The organism is Pseudomonas sp. HP_01, assembly GCF_055284355.1.
On record NZ_JBTOPV010000056.1, the window covers coordinates 110627 to 128138 of the forward strand.

At 61.8% G+C, this 17512-nt stretch carries 12 protein-coding genes; 1 reads left to right on the forward strand and 11 read right to left on the reverse strand.

Annotation, left to right across the window (positions count from 1 at the left end; translation table 11 throughout):
• Window positions 1-439 precede the first annotated feature (439 nt).
• The 11 genes from ACYAR8_RS22205 to ACYAR8_RS22255 all read right to left on the reverse strand — a co-directional run bounded on the left by ACYAR8_RS22205 (window position 440) and on the right by ACYAR8_RS22255 (window position 15526).
• Window positions 440-1618 carry a BaiN/RdsA family NAD(P)/FAD-dependent oxidoreductase gene (locus tag ACYAR8_RS22205; RefSeq protein ID WP_463581069.1) on the reverse strand — a complete coding sequence of 393 codons (1179 nt, stop codon included), beginning with the start codon at window positions 1616-1618 and terminating at the stop codon, window positions 440-442.
• Window positions 1619-1830: 212 nt separating this feature from the next.
• A complete protein-coding gene (gene dbpA / locus ACYAR8_RS22210) occupies window positions 1831-3210 on the reverse strand; it encodes an ATP-dependent RNA helicase DbpA (protein WP_074893676.1) in 1380 nt (459 codons plus the stop codon).
• 86 nt (window positions 3211-3296) lie between these two features.
• Complete coding sequence (gene mdtD, locus ACYAR8_RS22215; RefSeq protein WP_108119099.1) at window positions 3297-4739, reverse strand: multidrug transporter subunit MdtD; 1443 nt, start codon at window positions 4737-4739, stop codon at window positions 3297-3299.
• Between the two features lie 197 nt (window positions 4740-4936).
• Entirely contained in the window at window positions 4937-6262 is a 1326-nt protein-coding gene (locus tag ACYAR8_RS22220) for a TldD/PmbA family protein (RefSeq protein ID WP_463581120.1), read from the reverse strand.
• The gene (locus ACYAR8_RS22225) at window positions 6262-7704 is read right to left on the reverse strand and encodes a TldD/PmbA family protein (protein WP_074893680.1); all 1443 of its coding nucleotides are present in this window, start codon (window positions 7702-7704) and stop codon (window positions 6262-6264) included. Before ACYAR8_RS22225 ends, ACYAR8_RS22220 begins: the two co-directional genes overlap by 1 nt.
• Before the next feature lie 593 nt (window positions 7705-8297).
• Window positions 8298-9998: a choline dehydrogenase gene (gene betA / locus ACYAR8_RS22230; protein WP_245760098.1), complete on the reverse strand. Its 1701-nt coding sequence runs from the start codon at window positions 9996-9998 to the stop codon at window positions 8298-8300.
• Window positions 9999-10147: 149 nt separating this feature from the next.
• The gene (gene betB, locus ACYAR8_RS22235) at window positions 10148-11620 is read right to left on the reverse strand and encodes a betaine-aldehyde dehydrogenase (protein WP_463581070.1); all 1473 of its coding nucleotides are present in this window, start codon (window positions 11618-11620) and stop codon (window positions 10148-10150) included.
• A 75-nt stretch (window positions 11621-11695) separates the two neighbouring features.
• Window positions 11696-12289 carry a transcriptional regulator BetI gene (gene betI, locus ACYAR8_RS22240; protein ID WP_074892155.1) on the reverse strand — a complete coding sequence of 198 codons (594 nt, stop codon included), beginning with the start codon at window positions 12287-12289 and terminating at the stop codon, window positions 11696-11698.
• Between the two features lie 198 nt (window positions 12290-12487).
• Window positions 12488-13669: a choline ABC transporter ATP-binding protein gene (gene choV / locus ACYAR8_RS22245; protein WP_074892157.1), complete on the reverse strand. Its 1182-nt coding sequence runs from the start codon at window positions 13667-13669 to the stop codon at window positions 12488-12490.
• Window positions 13666-14511, reverse strand: coding sequence for a choline ABC transporter permease subunit (gene choW / locus ACYAR8_RS22250; protein WP_074892159.1), 846 nt, complete (start codon window positions 14509-14511; stop codon window positions 13666-13668). Before choW ends, choV begins: the two co-directional genes overlap by 4 nt.
• Before the next feature lie 67 nt (window positions 14512-14578).
• Entirely contained in the window at window positions 14579-15526 is a 948-nt protein-coding gene (locus tag ACYAR8_RS22255) for a choline ABC transporter substrate-binding protein (protein WP_074892161.1), read from the reverse strand.
• 476 nt (window positions 15527-16002) lie between these two features.
• Between ACYAR8_RS22255 and ACYAR8_RS22260 the strand changes: the two genes are divergently transcribed.
• Window positions 16003-17379 (forward strand): L-serine ammonia-lyase, encoded by a 1377-nt coding sequence (locus ACYAR8_RS22260; protein WP_463581071.1) that lies wholly within the window; start codon window positions 16003-16005, stop codon window positions 17377-17379.
• Window positions 17380-17512 lie beyond the last annotated feature (133 nt).

Consider the following 17512-nt stretch of genomic DNA (forward strand, 5'->3'; position numbering starts at 1 on the left):
TCAAGGCGCACCTTAACCCCAATGGTGCATCTCTCGTTTGCGACACGCACTTGTAGGAGCAATCGGAGGTCACGACGGTCGCGAAGGCGGAAGGTCAGGCACTGAATGAGTATTGCCTGGCCCGGCCTCTTCGCGACCGTCGTAAACTCCGATGGCTCCTACAGAGATCGCGTGCGTCCGTGCCGGTGTGAGCTTGCTCGCAATTAATTCCGGGGCGGATGCCAATACCTCAAGACGCACCTTAACCCCAATGGTGCATCTCTCGATTGCGCCACGCACTTGTAGGAGCAATCGGAGGTCACGACGGTCGCGAAGGCGGAAGGTCAGGCACTGAATGAGTATTGCCTGGCCCGGCCTCTTCGCGACCGTCGTAAACTCCGATTGCTCCTACAGAGATCGCGTGCGTCTGTGCCGTTTTGAGCGTGCTTGCAGCGACTGCTCAGACGAACTGCGCTGCCGCATAGGCCGAGGCCCAGGCCCACTGGAAGTTGAAGCCGCCCAGATGCCCGCTGACATCCAGTACCTCGCCGACGAAGTACAGGCTCGGCGATTTAAGTGATTCCATGGTCTTCGACGAGACTTCCCGGGTGTCGATGCCGCCCAGGGTCACTTCCGCCGTGCGATAGCCTTCGGTACCCGCCGGCACCACCTGCCAGCTCGCCAGTTTGGCGGCGACGTCGGCCAGTTCGGCGTGGGTGTACTGCTTCATCGGCTTGGACACAAACCATTGCTCGGCGATCAGGTTGGCCATTTTCTTGGTGAAAATCTCGCCAAGCAGCGTTTTCAGTTCGCTGTTCGGGCGTTCGGCCTGTTGCTCGGTCAGCCAGTTGTGGGCGTCATGGTCGGGCATCAGGTTGATTTCGACCGTATCGCCTGGCTGCCAGAAGGACGAAATCTGCAGGATCGCCGGCCCGCTCAAGCCACGGTGGGTGAACAGGATGTTTTCGCGGAAGCTGACGTCGTTGCAGCTCACCAGGCAATCGACCGACGTGCCGGTCAGCTCGGTGCACAGCTCTTTCAACTGATCGGTGATGGTGAACGGCACCAGGCCCGCCCGAGTGGGCAACAGCGTGTGGCCGAACTGCTTGCCGACCTGATAGCCGAAACCGGTCGCCCCCAGCGTCGGAATCGACAGGCCGCCCGTAGCAATCACCAGTGACTCGCAACGCAGTTCGCCCAGGGTGGTTTTCAGCAGGTAACCGTTTTCGGCTTTCTCGATGCTCTGCACCGAGGTGTCCATGTGCAGGCTCACGCCAGCGGTGTCGCATTCGGCGAGCAGCAGATTAAGGATGTCGATGGACTTGTTGTCGCAGAACAGCTGGCCGAGTTTCTTCTCGTGGTAAGGCACGCCGTGCTTGCCCACCAGTTCGATGAAGTCCCACTGGGTGTAGCGGGCCAGCGCCGATTTGCAGAAATGCGGGTTCTGCGAGAGGAAGTTGGCGGGCTCGGTATACATGTTGGTGAAGTTGCAGCGACCGCCGCCCGACATGAGGATTTTCTTGCCCGGCTTGTTGGCGTGATCGATCAACATGACCTTGCGCCCGCGCTGGGCCGCCGTGAATGCACACATCAAACCTGCGGCGCCGGCGCCGATGATCACAACGTCAGTAACGGGCAAAGCGGTGTCCTCGGAATATCGGGAAGAAGATCGTGCCAACGCTCCGCGTTGGTACGCATACCGTGACGCTCGGCGTCACCCTAGGGCGCAGAGCGCCCGGCCCGGCGTTACCACGCAGAGCGTGGGAACGATCAGCTCACTCCTACAGGGGTTGCGCGGCCTTGTAGGAGTGAGCTTGCTCGCGATCAGGGGGCGACTCGGTACTGGGCGGATTAAAGAATCCGCACGCGCAACGATTTGCCTTTGATCTTGCCGTTGTTCAAACGCTCCAGTGCCTGCTTGGCCATGCTGCGCTCCACGGCGACGTAGGCCTGGAAATCAAAGATCGCGATCTTGCCCACCTGAGTGCCGGGAATGCCTGCTTCGCCGGTCAGCGCGCCCAGAATGTCGCCAGGGCGCAGCTTGTCTTTGCGGCCGGAACCGATGCAAAGGGTGGTCATCGGCGGCAGCAGCTTGCCGCCTTCCTTGCGTTCCAGCTGGTCATACTGCTGCCAGTTGAGCGGCGCTTTCTGCAGTTCTTCAACGGCGCGGGCGCGCTGGCTTTCGCCGGGGGCAACTAGGCTGACGGCGATGCCGGTCTCACCCGCACGACCGGTACGGCCGACACGGTGGATGTGAATTTCCGAATCCCGCGCCAGCTCGACGTTGAGCACCATGTCCAGACCATCGATGTCCAGACCGCGCGCGGCGACGTCGGTGGCCACCAGCACCGAGGTGCTGCGGTTGGCGAACATCGCCAGCACCTGGTCACGGTCGCGCTGTTCCAGATCGCCATGCAGGCCGACGGCAGACATGCCCTTGGCGGTCAGGTGATCGACCACTTCCTGAACCTGCTGCTTGGTGAAACAGAACGCCACGCAGGACTGCGGACGGAAATGATCGAGCACGCGGACCACCGCTTCGAGGCGTTGCTCCGGGGCGATTTCGTAAAAGATTTGCTCGATCTGGCTGTCGGCGTGGAGCGCTTCGACCTTGACGGTCTGCGGATCGCGCATGAATTTCGAGGACAGCTGCTTGATGCCGACCGGGTAGGTGGCCGAGAACAGCAGGGTCTGGCGACGCTTTGGCGTCTGCTCGATGATGTCGGCGATGGCGTCGTAGAAACCCATGTCGAGCATGCGGTCGGCTTCGTCCAGCACCAGCGTGTTCAGGCCGTCCAGCACCAGCGAGCCTTTGCGCAGGTGCTGCTGGATGCGACCCGGCGTGCCGACAATGATGTGCGCGCCGTGCTCCAGAGAGCCGATTTGCGGGCCGAAAGACACGCCGCCGCAGAGGGTCAGGACTTTGATGTTGTCTTCGGAACGCGCCAGACGACGGATTTCCTTGGCCACTTGGTCGGCCAGCTCCCGGGTGGGGCAGAGCACCAACGCCTGGCAGCCGAAATAGCGCGGATTGATCGGATTGAGCAGGCCGATGCCGAATGCAGCAGTCTTGCCAGAGCCCGTCTTGGCCTGTGCGATCAGGTCCATCCCCTTGACGATCACCGGCAGGCTCTGCGCCTGAATCGGCGTCATCTCGGCATAACCAAGGGACTCCAGGTTAGCCAGCATGGCGGCGGAAAGGGGCAGTGAGTTAAAAGCGGTGTTAGTCACGGGACGGGCCTGCAAAACAAAATGTCGCGCAGTGTATCAGGTCGCGGCCCCTGCCTTGGGGCCGCGCGCGATAAATGGTGAATAGGTCACGCCTCGATCTCGGGCTCCGGTTGTGGTTTGCGCGCCGGTGCTTCGGGGGCCATGCGCGGCGATAGCTGCAGGAAGATCGACGCCGCCAGCATCGCCAGCACGCCGACGCACAGGAAGGTCAGCTGAAACGCGCCGAGGACATCGCTGACTTCGCCCGTCGCCACGTCGTCGCTGAATCCGCCCAGCAGCGCGGCCGCGCAGGCGACGCCGAGGCTCAGGGACAACTGCGCGACCACCGACAGCAGGCTGTTGCCGCTGGCGGCACTGGCATCGTCGAGGTCAATCAGGGTCACCGCGTTCATTGCCGAGAACTGCAGCGAGTTGACCCCGCCCAGAAACGCCAGATGAATCAGCAGCAGCCAGTACGGCGTGTCGGCAGTGACCAACGCCATGCTCGCCAGCAAGATACCCAGCAGCAGCGTGTTACCGGTCAGCACGATGCGATAACCCAGTCGCTCGATAGCTTTGGTCGCCAGCGGTTTGGCGAACATCGCAGCGAGGGCCAGGGGAATCATGCTCATGCCGGCGTGTGACGGCGAATACCCCAGAGCGACTTGCAGCATCAGCGGCAGGAGGAAGGGCAGGGCGCCGCTGCCCAGTCGGGCAAACAGATTGCCCATAATGCCCACCGCGAAACTGCGGGTCTTGAACAGCTGAGCGGAGAACAGCGGCGCTTCCACATGACTGGCGCGCAACCAGTACGCGGCGAGACACGCCATGCCGCCGAACAGCAACATCACCACCCGCAAGTGCGGCAGGTTCAGTTCGCCAAGGCCTTCCATTGCAATCGTGATCAGCACCATCGACGCGCCGAACAATCCGAACCCCACCAGATCAAACCGGGTGCGCCCGCCGCCCTGAAGATCGGGGATGAATTTGCGTACGGCGAAACACCCAAGAATCCCCACCGGGAGGTTGATCAGGAAGATCCAGTGCCAGCTCAGGTATTCCACCAGCCAGCCGCCGACCGTCGGGCCCATCAGCGGGCCGAGCAGGGCGGGCATGGTGATGAAGCTCAAGGTGCGCACCAGTTCGGTTCGGGGGTAGGCGCGCAGCACGATGAGCCGGCCGACCGGCATCATCAACGCACCGCCGAGGCCCTGAATCACCCTCGCCCCGACCAGCATGCCGAGGGAGTTGGACACTGCACACAGCAACGAGCCAAAGCTGAACAAGAGGATGGCGCTGAAGAAGATGCGCTTGATGCCGAAACGGTCGGAAATCCAGCCCGACGCCGGAATCAGCAGGGCGATGGTCAACATGTAGGCGATGATCACCGACTGCATGCGCAGCGGGTTTTCCGCCAGCGAGCCGGCCATGGACGGCAGCGCGGTGTTGAGGATTGTGCCGTCCAGGCTTTGCATGAAAAAAGCGATGGCGATGACCCATGGCATCCAGCGCAGGGTGCGGGCGTCCAACTGCGGTGTTGAGGTCGGCATGTGGATCGAGGGTCCTTGTGGTTGCTCGTGCTTGATCGATTGTTGCTATCGCGGGCTGCCTGTCGCGCGGCAGGTCCCGCTTGTGGTCGCATTCCGTAGGAGACGGCTTGCTGGCGAACGCATCACATCAGACACCCTTGAGGTGACTGACCCACCGCTTTCGCCAGCAAGCCGGCTCCCACAGGTAGACGTCGGCGTTACAGCGTCAGCGTCAACCCACTCAGCAATGCGCCGGGCAGCAGATTCGAGGCGGTCTGGCGCTGACTGTAGGTGCTCGTCGACAGCAGGAGTTCCCTTTCTGTGGTCAGTTGTTCCAGTGCCGTGCCCAGCAGCGCGAAGATACTGTCGTCGAAGCGCATGGTGTTGACCGGTGCCTTGATTTGCCCGTCTTCGACCCAGAACGTGGCGAAGCGGGTCATCCCGGTGATGCGCCCGGCGGTGCGGTCCGAGAAATTCAGGTACCACAGGTTGCTGATGTACAGGCCCGTGCCCAGTGCTTTCAACACCTCATCCAGCGCTAGCGAACCACCCGCCATGCTCAGCGCGCTCGGCGACTCGCCCCAGCCCGCGCCGTTGGCGACAAGGCCATACTCGGCCGCACTGCGCGAGTCGATCATGCGATCCCGGGCCACGCCTTCGGCCACCAGCGACAGGTCCATGCGCGGATAGCCCTCGCCGGAGAACGCAGGCGACAGCGAGCCGCTGACCTGCTCGTTCAAACTCACCAGCGGGCTCAGCATAGATTGGCCGTCGTACAGCCGCTGCAAAGGACTGGTCTTGTCAGCCAGCGACTGCGCGGAGAAACCACCCCAGCACAGCATGCCCATGACTTCTTCAAGTGCGGCAGGCGCCAGATAAGCGCGGTATTGCCCGGGCGCGAGGGCGTGTGCCGGGCGGCCAAGAAACGCCAATTGCTCACGGGCCAGCGCAAAGCGCCGTGCAAAGCCTTCATCCGTCCAGGTATGGCCGGCGTAGTTGGCTTTCACCGCCTGGCCGTTCTCGTGGAACAGGCTCCAGTCGAAATTGAAGCTGTTGGCCTGGTGCCAGCCGAGCGCACCGCTGGAACTGGCAAAGCCGCGATAGATCGGCCCGGCCGCGTAGATGCCCACCAGATCCAGCCCCTCGCCCAGTTGCGCGATCTGCTCGACGACATGGGCGCTGTCCGGCAGCGGCGTCTCCTGCACGTTGCTGCTCTGCCAGGCTTCGTCGTTCAGTTGCAGATAAGGATCTTCCGGCAACAGCGTCAGGGTTTCGCGCAGCTGAAGCAGGGCTTCGCTCAGGCGCTGTCGATCCACCTCGCCATCGCCCGACAGCGTGAGGTTCAGGTTGGCATGGCGGCCTGCGGCGATCAGTTTGAACGTCACACTGGCCTGCTGCACGTGGCCGGCCTGACGCACTTTGGCGTGATTGAAACGGATGAAGTCCGACGCTTCGGCGTCATAGCTGAGGGTGTAACGCTCGTCCGCAGTGACCGCGCTGTGCAGCCACTCGGCCAGGGCTTTGAATTGAGCTTGATGGGACATCATGCGTCACCCCCGAAAACATCAACGCTCGCGAACACGCAAGCGGGCGAGGCATGCCCCACACGGATCACTTGATTGGGCTCGCCTTTGCCGCAGTTGGGTGTGCCGAGGACCTTGAAGGTGCTGGCATCGCCGACCGCGCTGAGGTTGCGCCAGAACTGGGCGGAGATCGCGCGGTAGTTGGGGTTTTTCACCACGCCCTTGATCTCGCCGTTCTCGATCAACTGACCCCACTCACAGCCGAACTGGAATTTGTTGCGCGCATCGTCGATCGACCACGAGCGGTTGGTGCTCATCAAAATGCCGTGCTCGATGCCACCTATGAGCTGCGCCATCGACTGGTCGCCCGGCTCGATGTTGAGGTTGGCCATACGGTCGATGGGTGCGCGGTTCCAGCTGGACGCGCGGCTGTTGGCGACGCCTTCCATGCCGCTGCGGTATTGCGACAGCGCGCCGCCCAGCGGCCTCACCAGTACGCCGTCCTTGATCAGAAATTGCTTGCTCGCCGGCGTGCCGTCGTCGTCGTGGCCGTAGCTCGCCAGTTGCTCGGGGATTTCAGGATCGAAGGTCACGTTGAGCAGGCTTGAGCCGTATTGCAGGCTGCCGAAGTCGCTGGCTTTGACGAAGCTGGTGCCAGCGTAATTGCGCTCATCGCCGAGGATGCGGTCCAGCTCCAGCGGGTGGCCGATGGATTCGTGGATTTGCAGGGTCATCTGGTCGGGTGTCAGCAACAGATCGCGCGGGCCGGTGGGTGTGTTCGGCGCCATGACCAGTTGCAGGGCCTGATCGGCGACGTTGACGGCCGCGCCAATGATCCCGCACGACGCGATGACTTCCGCGCCGCCTTGCTGGCCGAAGTTCTCGCGACCGAGGCTGCGGGTCTGGCTGTCCTGGCCGTCGTAAGCCGTGACGGTGAGGCCAGGGAAGACGAAGCGCTGGGCCTGGCGGATCTCGGCGCCGGCGTTGTTGAGGTAGATTTGCTCGACGTTCTCGAGCCCCAGGCTCACCTGCCAGTTGACCAGACGTTCGTCCCTCGGCACCGACGCCGATTCGGCATTGAGCAGGGCGTAGCAATCACTGAGCGATGGAAACGCATTTTGCAGATTGGGCGAAAGGTAATCGGCGTGGGCGGTGGCGACAGCATGGTCGCGCAGGTCGAGGAGGGAGTGCGGGGCCAGTTGCCGCGCTTGAATTTCAGCCTGCTCCAGCGCCGTTTGAAGCCCGCGCTGGGAGATGTCGTTGGTCGCCGCGTAGGCTTCGACGCCATTGACGCGCACGGTGAGCATCGCGCCCTCGTCGATGCTCAATTGCGGCGGCTCGGCGACGTTCTTGCGCACCGACAGATGCTGGCTGGTCTGTTTGACGTAACGCAGGGAGAAAAACGGGGCGCTGCTCTGCAGGGCGGCGAACCGCTGTTTGAGCTGAGCGGAGAAGTCGAACATGCAGGAAAGCTCCTTGACGATTCGGACAGGCAACGGCCCGAATCATAGCGCGGATGGTCACTGCAGCGGGGGAGGGTTGTACAACGCGGGCCTGGGATGTACCCATTGTGGGACCGGCTTTAGCCGGGAATGCGCCATGTGTCACAACGCAAAATCGAGGGTGTACCCACCGGCCTCTTCCCGGCTGAAGCCGGTCCCACTGACACAGCGCGTGCCCATTGTGGGACCGGCTTTAGCCGGGAATGCGTCAGGTGTCACACCGCAAAACCGAGGGTGTACCCACTTGCCCCTTCCCGGCTGAAGCCGGTCCCACTGACACAGCGCACGACCATTGTGGGACCGGCTTTAGCCGGGAATGCGTCAGGTGTCACACCGCAAAATCGAGGGTGAACCCACCGGCCTCTTCCCGGCTGAAGCCGGTCCCACTGACACAGCGCACGACCATTGTGGAACCGGCTTTAGCCGGGAAAGCGTCATGTGTCACACCGAAAAATCGAGGGTGTACCCACTGGCCCCTTCCCGGCTGAAGCCGGTCCCACTGACTAATGCACGCCGTAAGTGGAACCGGTTTGAGCCGGTCTTGTGATTGGCGTTTATTGCTGCGCCAACGGGCCCACTTCACGCATCGGCTTGCCACGTACTGGCGCGTCGCCGGCGACGTAGTAATCGGCGGTGCTGCGCGGCAGCGGGGCGCGGCCACGGATCTTGTCGGCGATTTTCTCGGCCATCATGATCGTCGGCGCGTTGAGGTTGCCGGTGGTGATCAGCGGCATGATCGACGCATCCACCACGCGCAGCCCTTCCATCCCGTGCACACGGCCCTGGCCGTCGACGACTGCCATCTCATCGGTGCCCATCTTGCACGAGCAGGACGGGTGATACGCGGTCTCGGCGTGCTCACGGATGAAGGTGTCCAGTTGCTCGTCGCTCTGCACGTCGATGCCCGGGCTGATTTCGCGGCCACGGTATTTGTCCAGCGCCGGCTGCTGCATGATCTCGCGGGTCAGGCGAATGCCGTCGCGGAATTCCTGCCAGTCCTGCTCGGAAGCCATGTAGTTGAAAAGAATGCTCGGGTACTCGCGGGGGTTCTTCGACTTCAACTGCACGCGGCCACGGCTTGGCGAACGCATCGAGCCGACGTGCGCCTGGAAACCGTGCTCTTGCACGCCCTTGCTGCCGTTGTAGTTAATCGCGACCGGCAAGAAGTGGTACTGAATGTTCGGCCACTCGAATTCCTTGCGCGAACGAATGAAACCGCCCGCCTCGAACTGGTTGCTGGCGCCGATGCCTTTGCCGAGGAACATCCACTCTGCACCGATGGCCGGCTGGTTCCACCACAGCAGCGAAGGGTACAGCGAGACCGGCTCTGTGCAGGCGTACTGCAAATACATTTCCAGGTGGTCTTGCAGGTTCTCGCCAACGCCCGGCAGGTCGTGAACGACCGGGATGTCGAGCTTCTTCAGCAGCGGCGCAGGGCCGACGCCGGAACGCTGCAGGATCTGCGGCGAGGCAATTGCGCCACCACACAGCAGGACTTCCTTGCGAGCGCGCGCTTCGATGCGGGTGTCGCTGTCGCCGACCATGTAGGCCACGCCGACGGCGCGCTTGTTGTCGAACAGAATACGGTCAGTCAGCGCGTGAGTGACGATGGTCAGGGTCGAGCGCTTCTTCGCTTCGTCCAGATAGCCACGGGCGGTGCTGGCGCGACGGCCGAACGGCGTGACGGTGCGGTCCATTGGGCCGAAACCTTCCTGCTGATAACCGTTGAGGTCGTCGGTGCGCGGATAACCGGCTTGCACGCCTGCTTCAACCATCGCGGCGAACAGCGGGTTATTGCCGGCCTTGGGCGTGGTCACGCTGACCGGGCCTTCGCCACCGTGGTAGTCGTTCGGGCCGATGTCGCGGGTTTCGGCCTTGCGGAAGTACGGCAGGCAATCGAGGTAAGACCAGTCTTCCAGCCCCGGGTTTTTCGCCCAGCCGTCGTAGTCCATGGCGTTGCCGCGGATGTAGCACATGCCGTTGATCAGCGACGACCCACCCAAGCCCTTGCCGCGACCGCATTCCATACGGCGGTTGTTCATGTGCGGCTCTGGCTCGGTCTCGTAGGCCCAGTTGTAGCGACGGCCCTGGAGCGGGAACGCGAGCGCGGCCGGCATCTGCGTGCGGAAGTCGGCGCGATAGTCCGGGCCGCCTGCTTCAAGCAACAGCACGGTGACGCCTGCGTCCTCAGTGAGACGGGCTGCCAGGGTGTTACCGGCCGAGCCGGCGCCGATGATGATGTAGTCGTATTCCAAGATAAATCTCCTTGGGAGTTGCAAGCGTCAAGCCTCAAGCTGCAAGAAAAAGCAGCGAGACGGCGCCTGCGAGATTGATGGGGTGAGCGGCAGACCAGGACTGCAGTTGCTTTGTCTTGAGGCTTGCCGCTTGCCGCTTAAAACTGCTTCTAGAACACCGACGCGTAATCGCCCAGCTCAACCTGCACAGACTTGATGCGTGTGTACTGCGCCAGCGAACTGATGCCGTTTTCACGGCCCACGCCCGACTGCTTGTAGCCACCGACCGGCATCTTCGCGTCGGACTCGCCCCAGGCGTTGATCCAGCAGATACCGGCTTCCAGTTGATGGATCACACGGTGCGCGCGGTTCAGGTCCTTGGTCACGATGCCCGCAGCCAGACCCATTTCGGTGTCATTGGCGCGACGGATCACTTCTTCTTCGGTGTCGTAGCTGAGGATGCTCATGACCGGGCCGAAGATTTCCTCTTTGACGATGGTCATCTCATCGGTGCAGTCGGTGAACACGGTCGGTGCGACGAATGCACCGTTGCCCAGCTCACCTTCGGTCAGACGGTCGCCGCCGATCAGCAGGCGGGCGCCTTCTTCCTTGCCCTTGGTGATGTAGCCGAGCACGTTTTCCATATGCGCGAAGCTCACCAGCGGGCCGAAGTTGATGTTGTCGTCCTGCGGGTTGCCGACGCGGATGCGTTTGACGCGCTCAAGGATTTTCGCTTCGAAGTCCGCCTTCAGGGCGCTCGGTACGAACACGCGAGTGCCATTGGTGCAGACCTGACCCGAGCTGTAGAAGTTCGCCATCATCGCGATGTCAGCGGCGCGATCCAGATCGGCGTCGTCGAAAATGATCAGCGGTGATTTGCCGCCCAGCTCCATGGTCACTTCCTTGAGCGACGAGCTCGACGCACTGGCCATGACTTTCTTGCCGGTCTGCACGCCGCCGGTGAACGAGATCTTCTCGATACGCGGGTGCTCGGTCAGCCAGCTGCCCACGTCGCTGCCGGCACCGGTCAGCACGTTGAACACGCCGTCCGGCACGCCGGCTTCGGTGTAGATCTCTGCCAGCTTCAGCGTGGTCAGCGAGGTGACTTCGCTTGGCTTGAAGATCATCGCATTGCCGGCTGCCAGCGCAGGGGCGGACTTCCAAAGGGCGATCTGGATCGGGTAGTTCCACGCGCCGATGCCGACGGTGACGCCCAGCGGCTCGCGGCGGGTGTAGACGAACGAAGTGTCACGCAGCGGAATCTGCTCGCCTTCGATCGCGGGCACCAGGCCGGCGTAGTACTCCAGCACGTCAGCGCCGGTGACGATGTCGACGTATTTGGTTTCGGAGATCGCCTTGCCGGTGTCCAAGGTTTCCAGTTCGGCCAGCTCATCGTTGCGTTCACGCAGGATGTCGACGGCACGACGCAGGATGCGCGAGCGCTCCATTGCGGTCATGGCGGCCCAGACTTTCTGGCCCTTTTCAGCGCTGACAACGGCGCGTTCGACGTCTTCCTTGGTGGCGCGCTGCACCTGGGCCAGGACTTCGCCATTGGCCGGGTTGATGGCTTCGAAGGTCGCGTTGCTGCTGGCGTCCACGTAGCCGCCGTCGATGTAGAGTTTTTGCAGTTCGAAACGGGCCATAAAATCCTCGCAGTAGTCTGGTTTGGGTGACGACCGAGTGCGCCGTGCGCTGCCTTGGTCGTGATGCCGGCTGCTTCAGCTCGGCGCTTTTGCCAGTTGAAAGTCCATGTACTCGTAGGCGATCCGTTGCGCTTGTTCGGTGTCGAAGGCGTCGCCCGAAAGCGCGCCGCGCAGCCACAAGCCGTCGATCAATGCCGCCAGCCCCCGGGCTGCGCTGCGTGCTTCGTCCAGCGGCAATGCGCGACGGAACTGGCAGCACAGGTTGGAATACAAACGGTGATCGTTTATCCGCTGCAGCCTGTGCAGCGAGGGCGAATGCATGCTGGTTGCCCAAAAGGCGAGCCAGGTTTTCATCGCCGGACCGTTGACCTGACTGGAATCGAAGTTGCCCTCGATGATCACTTTCAGGTGAGCCCGCGGGCTATCGTCGTTCAATGCCCGGCGCCGCTCGGCGACGCTGGCGATCAGCGCATTCATCAGGTGGCGCATCGTCGCTGCGATCAGGCCGTTCTTGTCCTGAAAGTAGTGACTGATGATGCCGTTGGAGACCCCCGCCAGTCTGGCGATCAGCGCAATGCTGGCATCGCCCATCCCGACCTGATCGACCGCCGTCAGGGTGGCCTGGATCAACTGTTGACGCCGAATGGGTTGCATACCGACCTTGGGCATCTTTGGGACTCCTTGATGTGCCGGGTGATCGTGAGTGGCTGGAAACGACGTCCACTGTAAAGCTTTTTAATTGAACGTTCAATCAACAAAAAAGCGGGGGCGCAGAAAAGCAGCCACAAGCTTTGAGCTCGAAGCCGCAAGAGTCGAGGCGTGGCGGCCTTTTTCTTGCGGCTTGAAACTTGAAGCTTGCAGCTGCTATCAGCCGTGATTCTTGCCTAGCAATGCGTGGTACAACTCGCTGTCGCCGAGGATGCCGACCAGTTGGTTGTTCTCCTGCAGCACCAGCTTGTTGCCGGTGTGATAGCGGATCTGCAGGGCGTCGCGCATGCCGATGTCGGAGTGGACGACGGTCGGCTTGCGGCCAAGGGTTTCCACCGACTGGCCCGGCTCCCAGCTTTGCAGATCAAGGGTCGCGCCATGCTGGTGGGCGCCGGTGATGGCGTTGCCTTCGGACAGATCAATCCATGTGTCGTCGCTCGGGTCCAGGCAGACCTGAGAACCGTTGATGCGCGTGCACTGGGTGATCGGGCGCATCAGGCTGCGACCGCACAGCACGTTTAGCGGATTGGTGTGGGCAACGAATGTCCGCACGTATTCATCGGCGGGGTTGAGCACGATCTCTTCCGGCACGCTGTACTGAATGATCCGGCCGTCCTTCATGATCGCGATGCGGGTGCCCAGCTTGAGCGCTTCGTCCAGGTCGTGACTCACGAAGACGATGGTCTTGTTCAGCTTCTTCTGCAGCACCAGCAGTTCATCCTGCAGGCCCTGACGGATCAGCGGATCGAGGGCCGAAAACGGCTCGTCCATCAGCAGAATGTCGGCGTCCATCGCCAGCGCACGGGCCAGGCCGACACGCTGCTGCATGCCGCCCGACAGCTCGTCCGGCTTCTTGTTGCGCCACTGGGTCAGGCCTACCAGCTCCAGCTTTTCGTCCACCAGCGCGCGCCGCTCTTTCTCGGGGCGGCCCTGCATTTCCAGACCGAAACTGATGTTCTCACGCACCGTCAGCCACGGCATCAGGGCGAACTTCTGGAACACCATGGCGATGCGCTTGGTGCGCATCATCTTCAGCTCGGCGGGGGTGCAGGCAGCGATATTGATCTGCTGGCCTTCGTGCTCGACGAACAGCGAACCGCGGCTGACCGTGTTCAGGCCGTTGATGCAGCGCAGCAGGCTGGATTTGCCCGAGCCGGACAGGCCCATCAGCACGCAGATCTCGCCTTTGTTGATCTCCAGCGTGGCTTTTTCGACGCCGACGATCTGGCCGGTTTTCTTGAGGATTTCGGCCCGCGTAAGGCCCTGGTCCAAGAGCTTGAGTGCCTCACGCGGGTCTTTGGAGAAGACGACGTCAACCTGATCGAATTTGATGATGCTCATGCGTCGGCCCTCACTTTGGCGTCCGGTTGTTTGCAGATCCGGTCGAGCATGATCGCCAGCAATACGATCGCCAGGCCCGCTTCGAAGCCCAGAGCGATATCAGCAGTGTTCAGTGCGTTGACCACAGGTTTGCCCAAACCATCCGCGCCCACCAGCGCGGCAATCACCACCATCGACAGCGACAGCATGATGCATTGGGTGATGCCGGCCGCGATGCTCGGCATTGCATGGGGCAGTTCGATACGGGACAGCAACTGACGACGCGAGCAGCCGAAGGCTTTGCCGGCGTCGAGGAGTTCTTGCGGGACATCACAGATGCCCAGATACGTCAGGCGAATTGGTGCAGCGATCGCGAACACCACCGTCGAAATCAGGCCCGGCACCACGCCGAGGCCGAACAGGGTCAGGGTCGGGATCAGGTAAACGAAAGTAGGGACGGTCTGCATCAGGTCGAGCACCGGACGCATGCAGGTGTAGAACATCGGCTTGTGCGCGGCAATGATGCCCAGCGGCACGCCGATCACCACACAGACCGCCGTGGCGAACAGCACCTGCGCCAGGGTCTCCATGGTTTCCTGCCAGTACCCCAGGTTGAGGATCAGCAGGAAGGAAATGATCACAAATGCGGTCAGGCCCCATTTGCGCTGAATGAAGTGAGCGAGCAGGGCAACCAGGCCGATCAGCACGAAGGGGTTGAACCAGGTCAGCCCGCCGGTCAGGCCGTGAATCATGGTTTCCAGTGAGGAAGCGATGGCGTCGAAGGTGCTGGCGCCGTGTTGCGTCAGCCATTCGACAAAGCCGGCGATGTACTCGCCCAGGGGGATTTTATGATCAGTCAGCATGGTATGGGTTGTCCGCGTGCGGGATGAAAAGAGGACAACAGGCGGGCGTACCCGCCTGCCTGTCGCGTTACTTCGTCAGCTCGGCTTTTGCGGCTTCCAGGCCAGGTTTTCCGTCCACGGTGGTGACACCCGCCAGCCAGGTGTCGAGTACTTGAGGGTTGGCTTTCAGCCACGCTTTGGCGGCTACTTCAGGTTTTTTCTTGTCGTCGAGGATGTTGCCCATCAACGCGCTTTCCATCGGCAGCGTGAACGACAGGTTCTTCAACAATTGACCGACGTTGCTGCACTCGGTGGTGTAGCCCTTGCGCACGTTGGTGTAGACGGTGGCTTTGCCGAAGTCGGGGCCGAAGAAGTCATCGCCGCCGGTGAGGTATTTGATTTTGAAGCGGGTGTTCATCGGGTGCGGTTCCCAGCCCAGGAACACCACGTCGGTGTTGCGTCGCGAAGCGCGGTCGACCTGGGACAGCATGCCCGCTTCGCTCGACTCGACGACTTTGAAGCCTGCGTCTTTCAGGCCGAAGGCGTTCTTGTCGATCATGCTCTGGATCAGGCGGTTGCCGTCGTTGCCCGGCTCGATGCCGTAGATTTTGCCATCGAGCTCTTTCTTGAATTTGACGATGTCGGCGAAGTCGTGAAGCCCCTTGTCGTAAAGGGCCTGGGGAACGGCGAGGGTGTATTTGGCGTTCTCGAGGTTGGCGCGGACGGTTTCAACGGTGCCGGCATCGCGGTAGGCCTTGATGTCGTTTTCCATGGTCGGCATCCAGTTGCCGAGGAAGATGTCCATGTTTTTGCCATCGGCCAGCGACTTGTAGGTCACTGGCACGGAAATCATCGTGGTTTTGGTTTTGTAGCCTAGCGACTGCAGCACGACGCTGGTGACGGCGGTGGTCGCTGTGATGTCGGTCCAGCCCACATCGGAAAAATTGACCATCTGGCAAGCGGCAGGCTCTGCGGCCTGGGCCAGGATCGGGAGACTCAGCGCAACGCCCAGTAACAGCCTTTGTGAACCTTTCATGTTGGACTCCTTTGGTGTTTTTTTCTCGGCATCAACCGCAGTTGATGCGTTTTATGGTGTCGGCGAGTCAAGTTGGGAAAACAGCTCCATCACTGCGTCTGGCGATTGAGTCGACAACGATCATGTAACAGGGAAAAACAAACGCCTACAGGGGGCGTCGTATCCAGTACACAGGGCGTCGTATCCAGTATCAGTGACGTCGCTTACAGGTTTTTTCCCTGCTCGCCGAATGATTCCCGGGACAAAAGCAGAGTGACGATACGGCAAAAAGTGCCCGAATCGGCAGCCGATCGTGCTCAGGCACCGGTTCAAGCAGACGCGACGTTGGTGGGCATGGGTGAGTCGGTGTGAGACGCCGCCCTGCAAAACAAAAGGCTGATGATGCCGCCATCTCGATGGATCGCTGCTTGAGCGTAGCAGCTCCGTCGCCGGCCGCGCGGCGCGCCGGGAGCCCTGTTTACGGAGGTTTGCGGTTAATGGCTATCAGCGTGTTCGACCTGTTCAAGATCGGTATCGGCCCCTCCAGCTCACACACCGTCGGCCCCATGCGCGCGGCAGCATTGTTCGTTCAGGGGCTGCGCGAACGCGATCAAGTGGCGCAGGTGCAACGCCTGGAAGTACGGCTCTACGGCTCGCTGTCGGCAACCGGCGTCGGCCATGGCAGCGACAGCGCGGTGATCATGGGCCTGATGGGCGAGTGGCCCGATGCGATCGATCCTGCGCTTATCGGCCAGCGCATTGCCGAACTGCGTGAAACCGACACCCTAAAGCTCAATGGCGATTGCCCGATCCCTTTCATCTGGCAGCGCGACATGCTGCTCATCGACGAAAGCCTGCCGTTCCATCCCAACGCCATGACGCTGGTCGCGTTCAATGAGCAGGGCGAGTTTCATCGCGACACTTATTACTCGGTGGGCGGCGGTTTTGTCGTCGATGAAGCCCAGGCCGCCAGCGGCGTGCTGGATCGCGACGAAACCGTGCTGCCTTATGATTTCTCCAGTGCCGATGAACTGCTGATGCTCTGCGAAACCCACGGTTTGCGAGTGTCGCAGCTGATGATGGAAAACGAGAAAGTCTGGCGCAGCGAAGACGAAATCCGCGCCGGGCTCATGCACCTGTGGCGTGCCATGCAGGCATGTGTCGAGCTGGGCTTGAAGCACGAGGGCATCCTGCCGGGCGGCCTGAACGTGCGTCGTCGTGCCGCGCGTCTGCATCGCAGCCTTCTTGAGCTGAACAAGCCGAACGTGATTGGCTCGACGCTCAGCGCGATGGAGTGGGTCAACCTGTTCGCGCTGGCCGTCAACGAAGAAAACGCCGCAGGAGGGCGCATGGTCACGGCGCCCACCAACGGCGCGGCGGGGATCATTCCGGCGGTGCTGCATTACTTCGTCAAATTCAGCGACGAGGTCAGCGAAGCCAACGTGGTCGATTACCTCTTGGGCGCCGCAGCCATCGGCATTCTGTGCAAAAAGAACGCGTCGATCTCAGGCGCCGAAGTCGGCTGTCAGGGCGAGGTCGGTTCGGCGTGCGCCATGGCGGCGGCCGGTCTGGCGGACATCCTGGGTGCCACCCCGGCGCAGCTGTGCAACGCGGCTGAAATCGGTCTGGAACACAACCTCGGCCTGACCTGCGATCCGGTGGGCGGACTGGTTCAGGTGCCATGCATCGAGCGCAACGCCATCGCTGCGGTGAAAGCCATCAATGCCGCGCAAATGGCGCTGCGTGGCGACGGCCAGCACTTCATCTCGCTGGACCGGGTCATCCGCACCATGCGCGACACCGGCGCCGACATGCACGACAAATACAAAGAGACTTCGCGCGGCGGGCTGGCGGTCAGCGCCGTCGAGTGTTGAGTGGGTAACGCCTGTTCATGGGAACTCTCTGGGATAAAAGCAGGGGCGCATTTAGCCGCCTGCTCGCTTTTCGCCCACCGCTCGATGAGGCCGCTACGTTTTGGCGCGTGGTCTCCCTTGAGCTGGCGCGTTG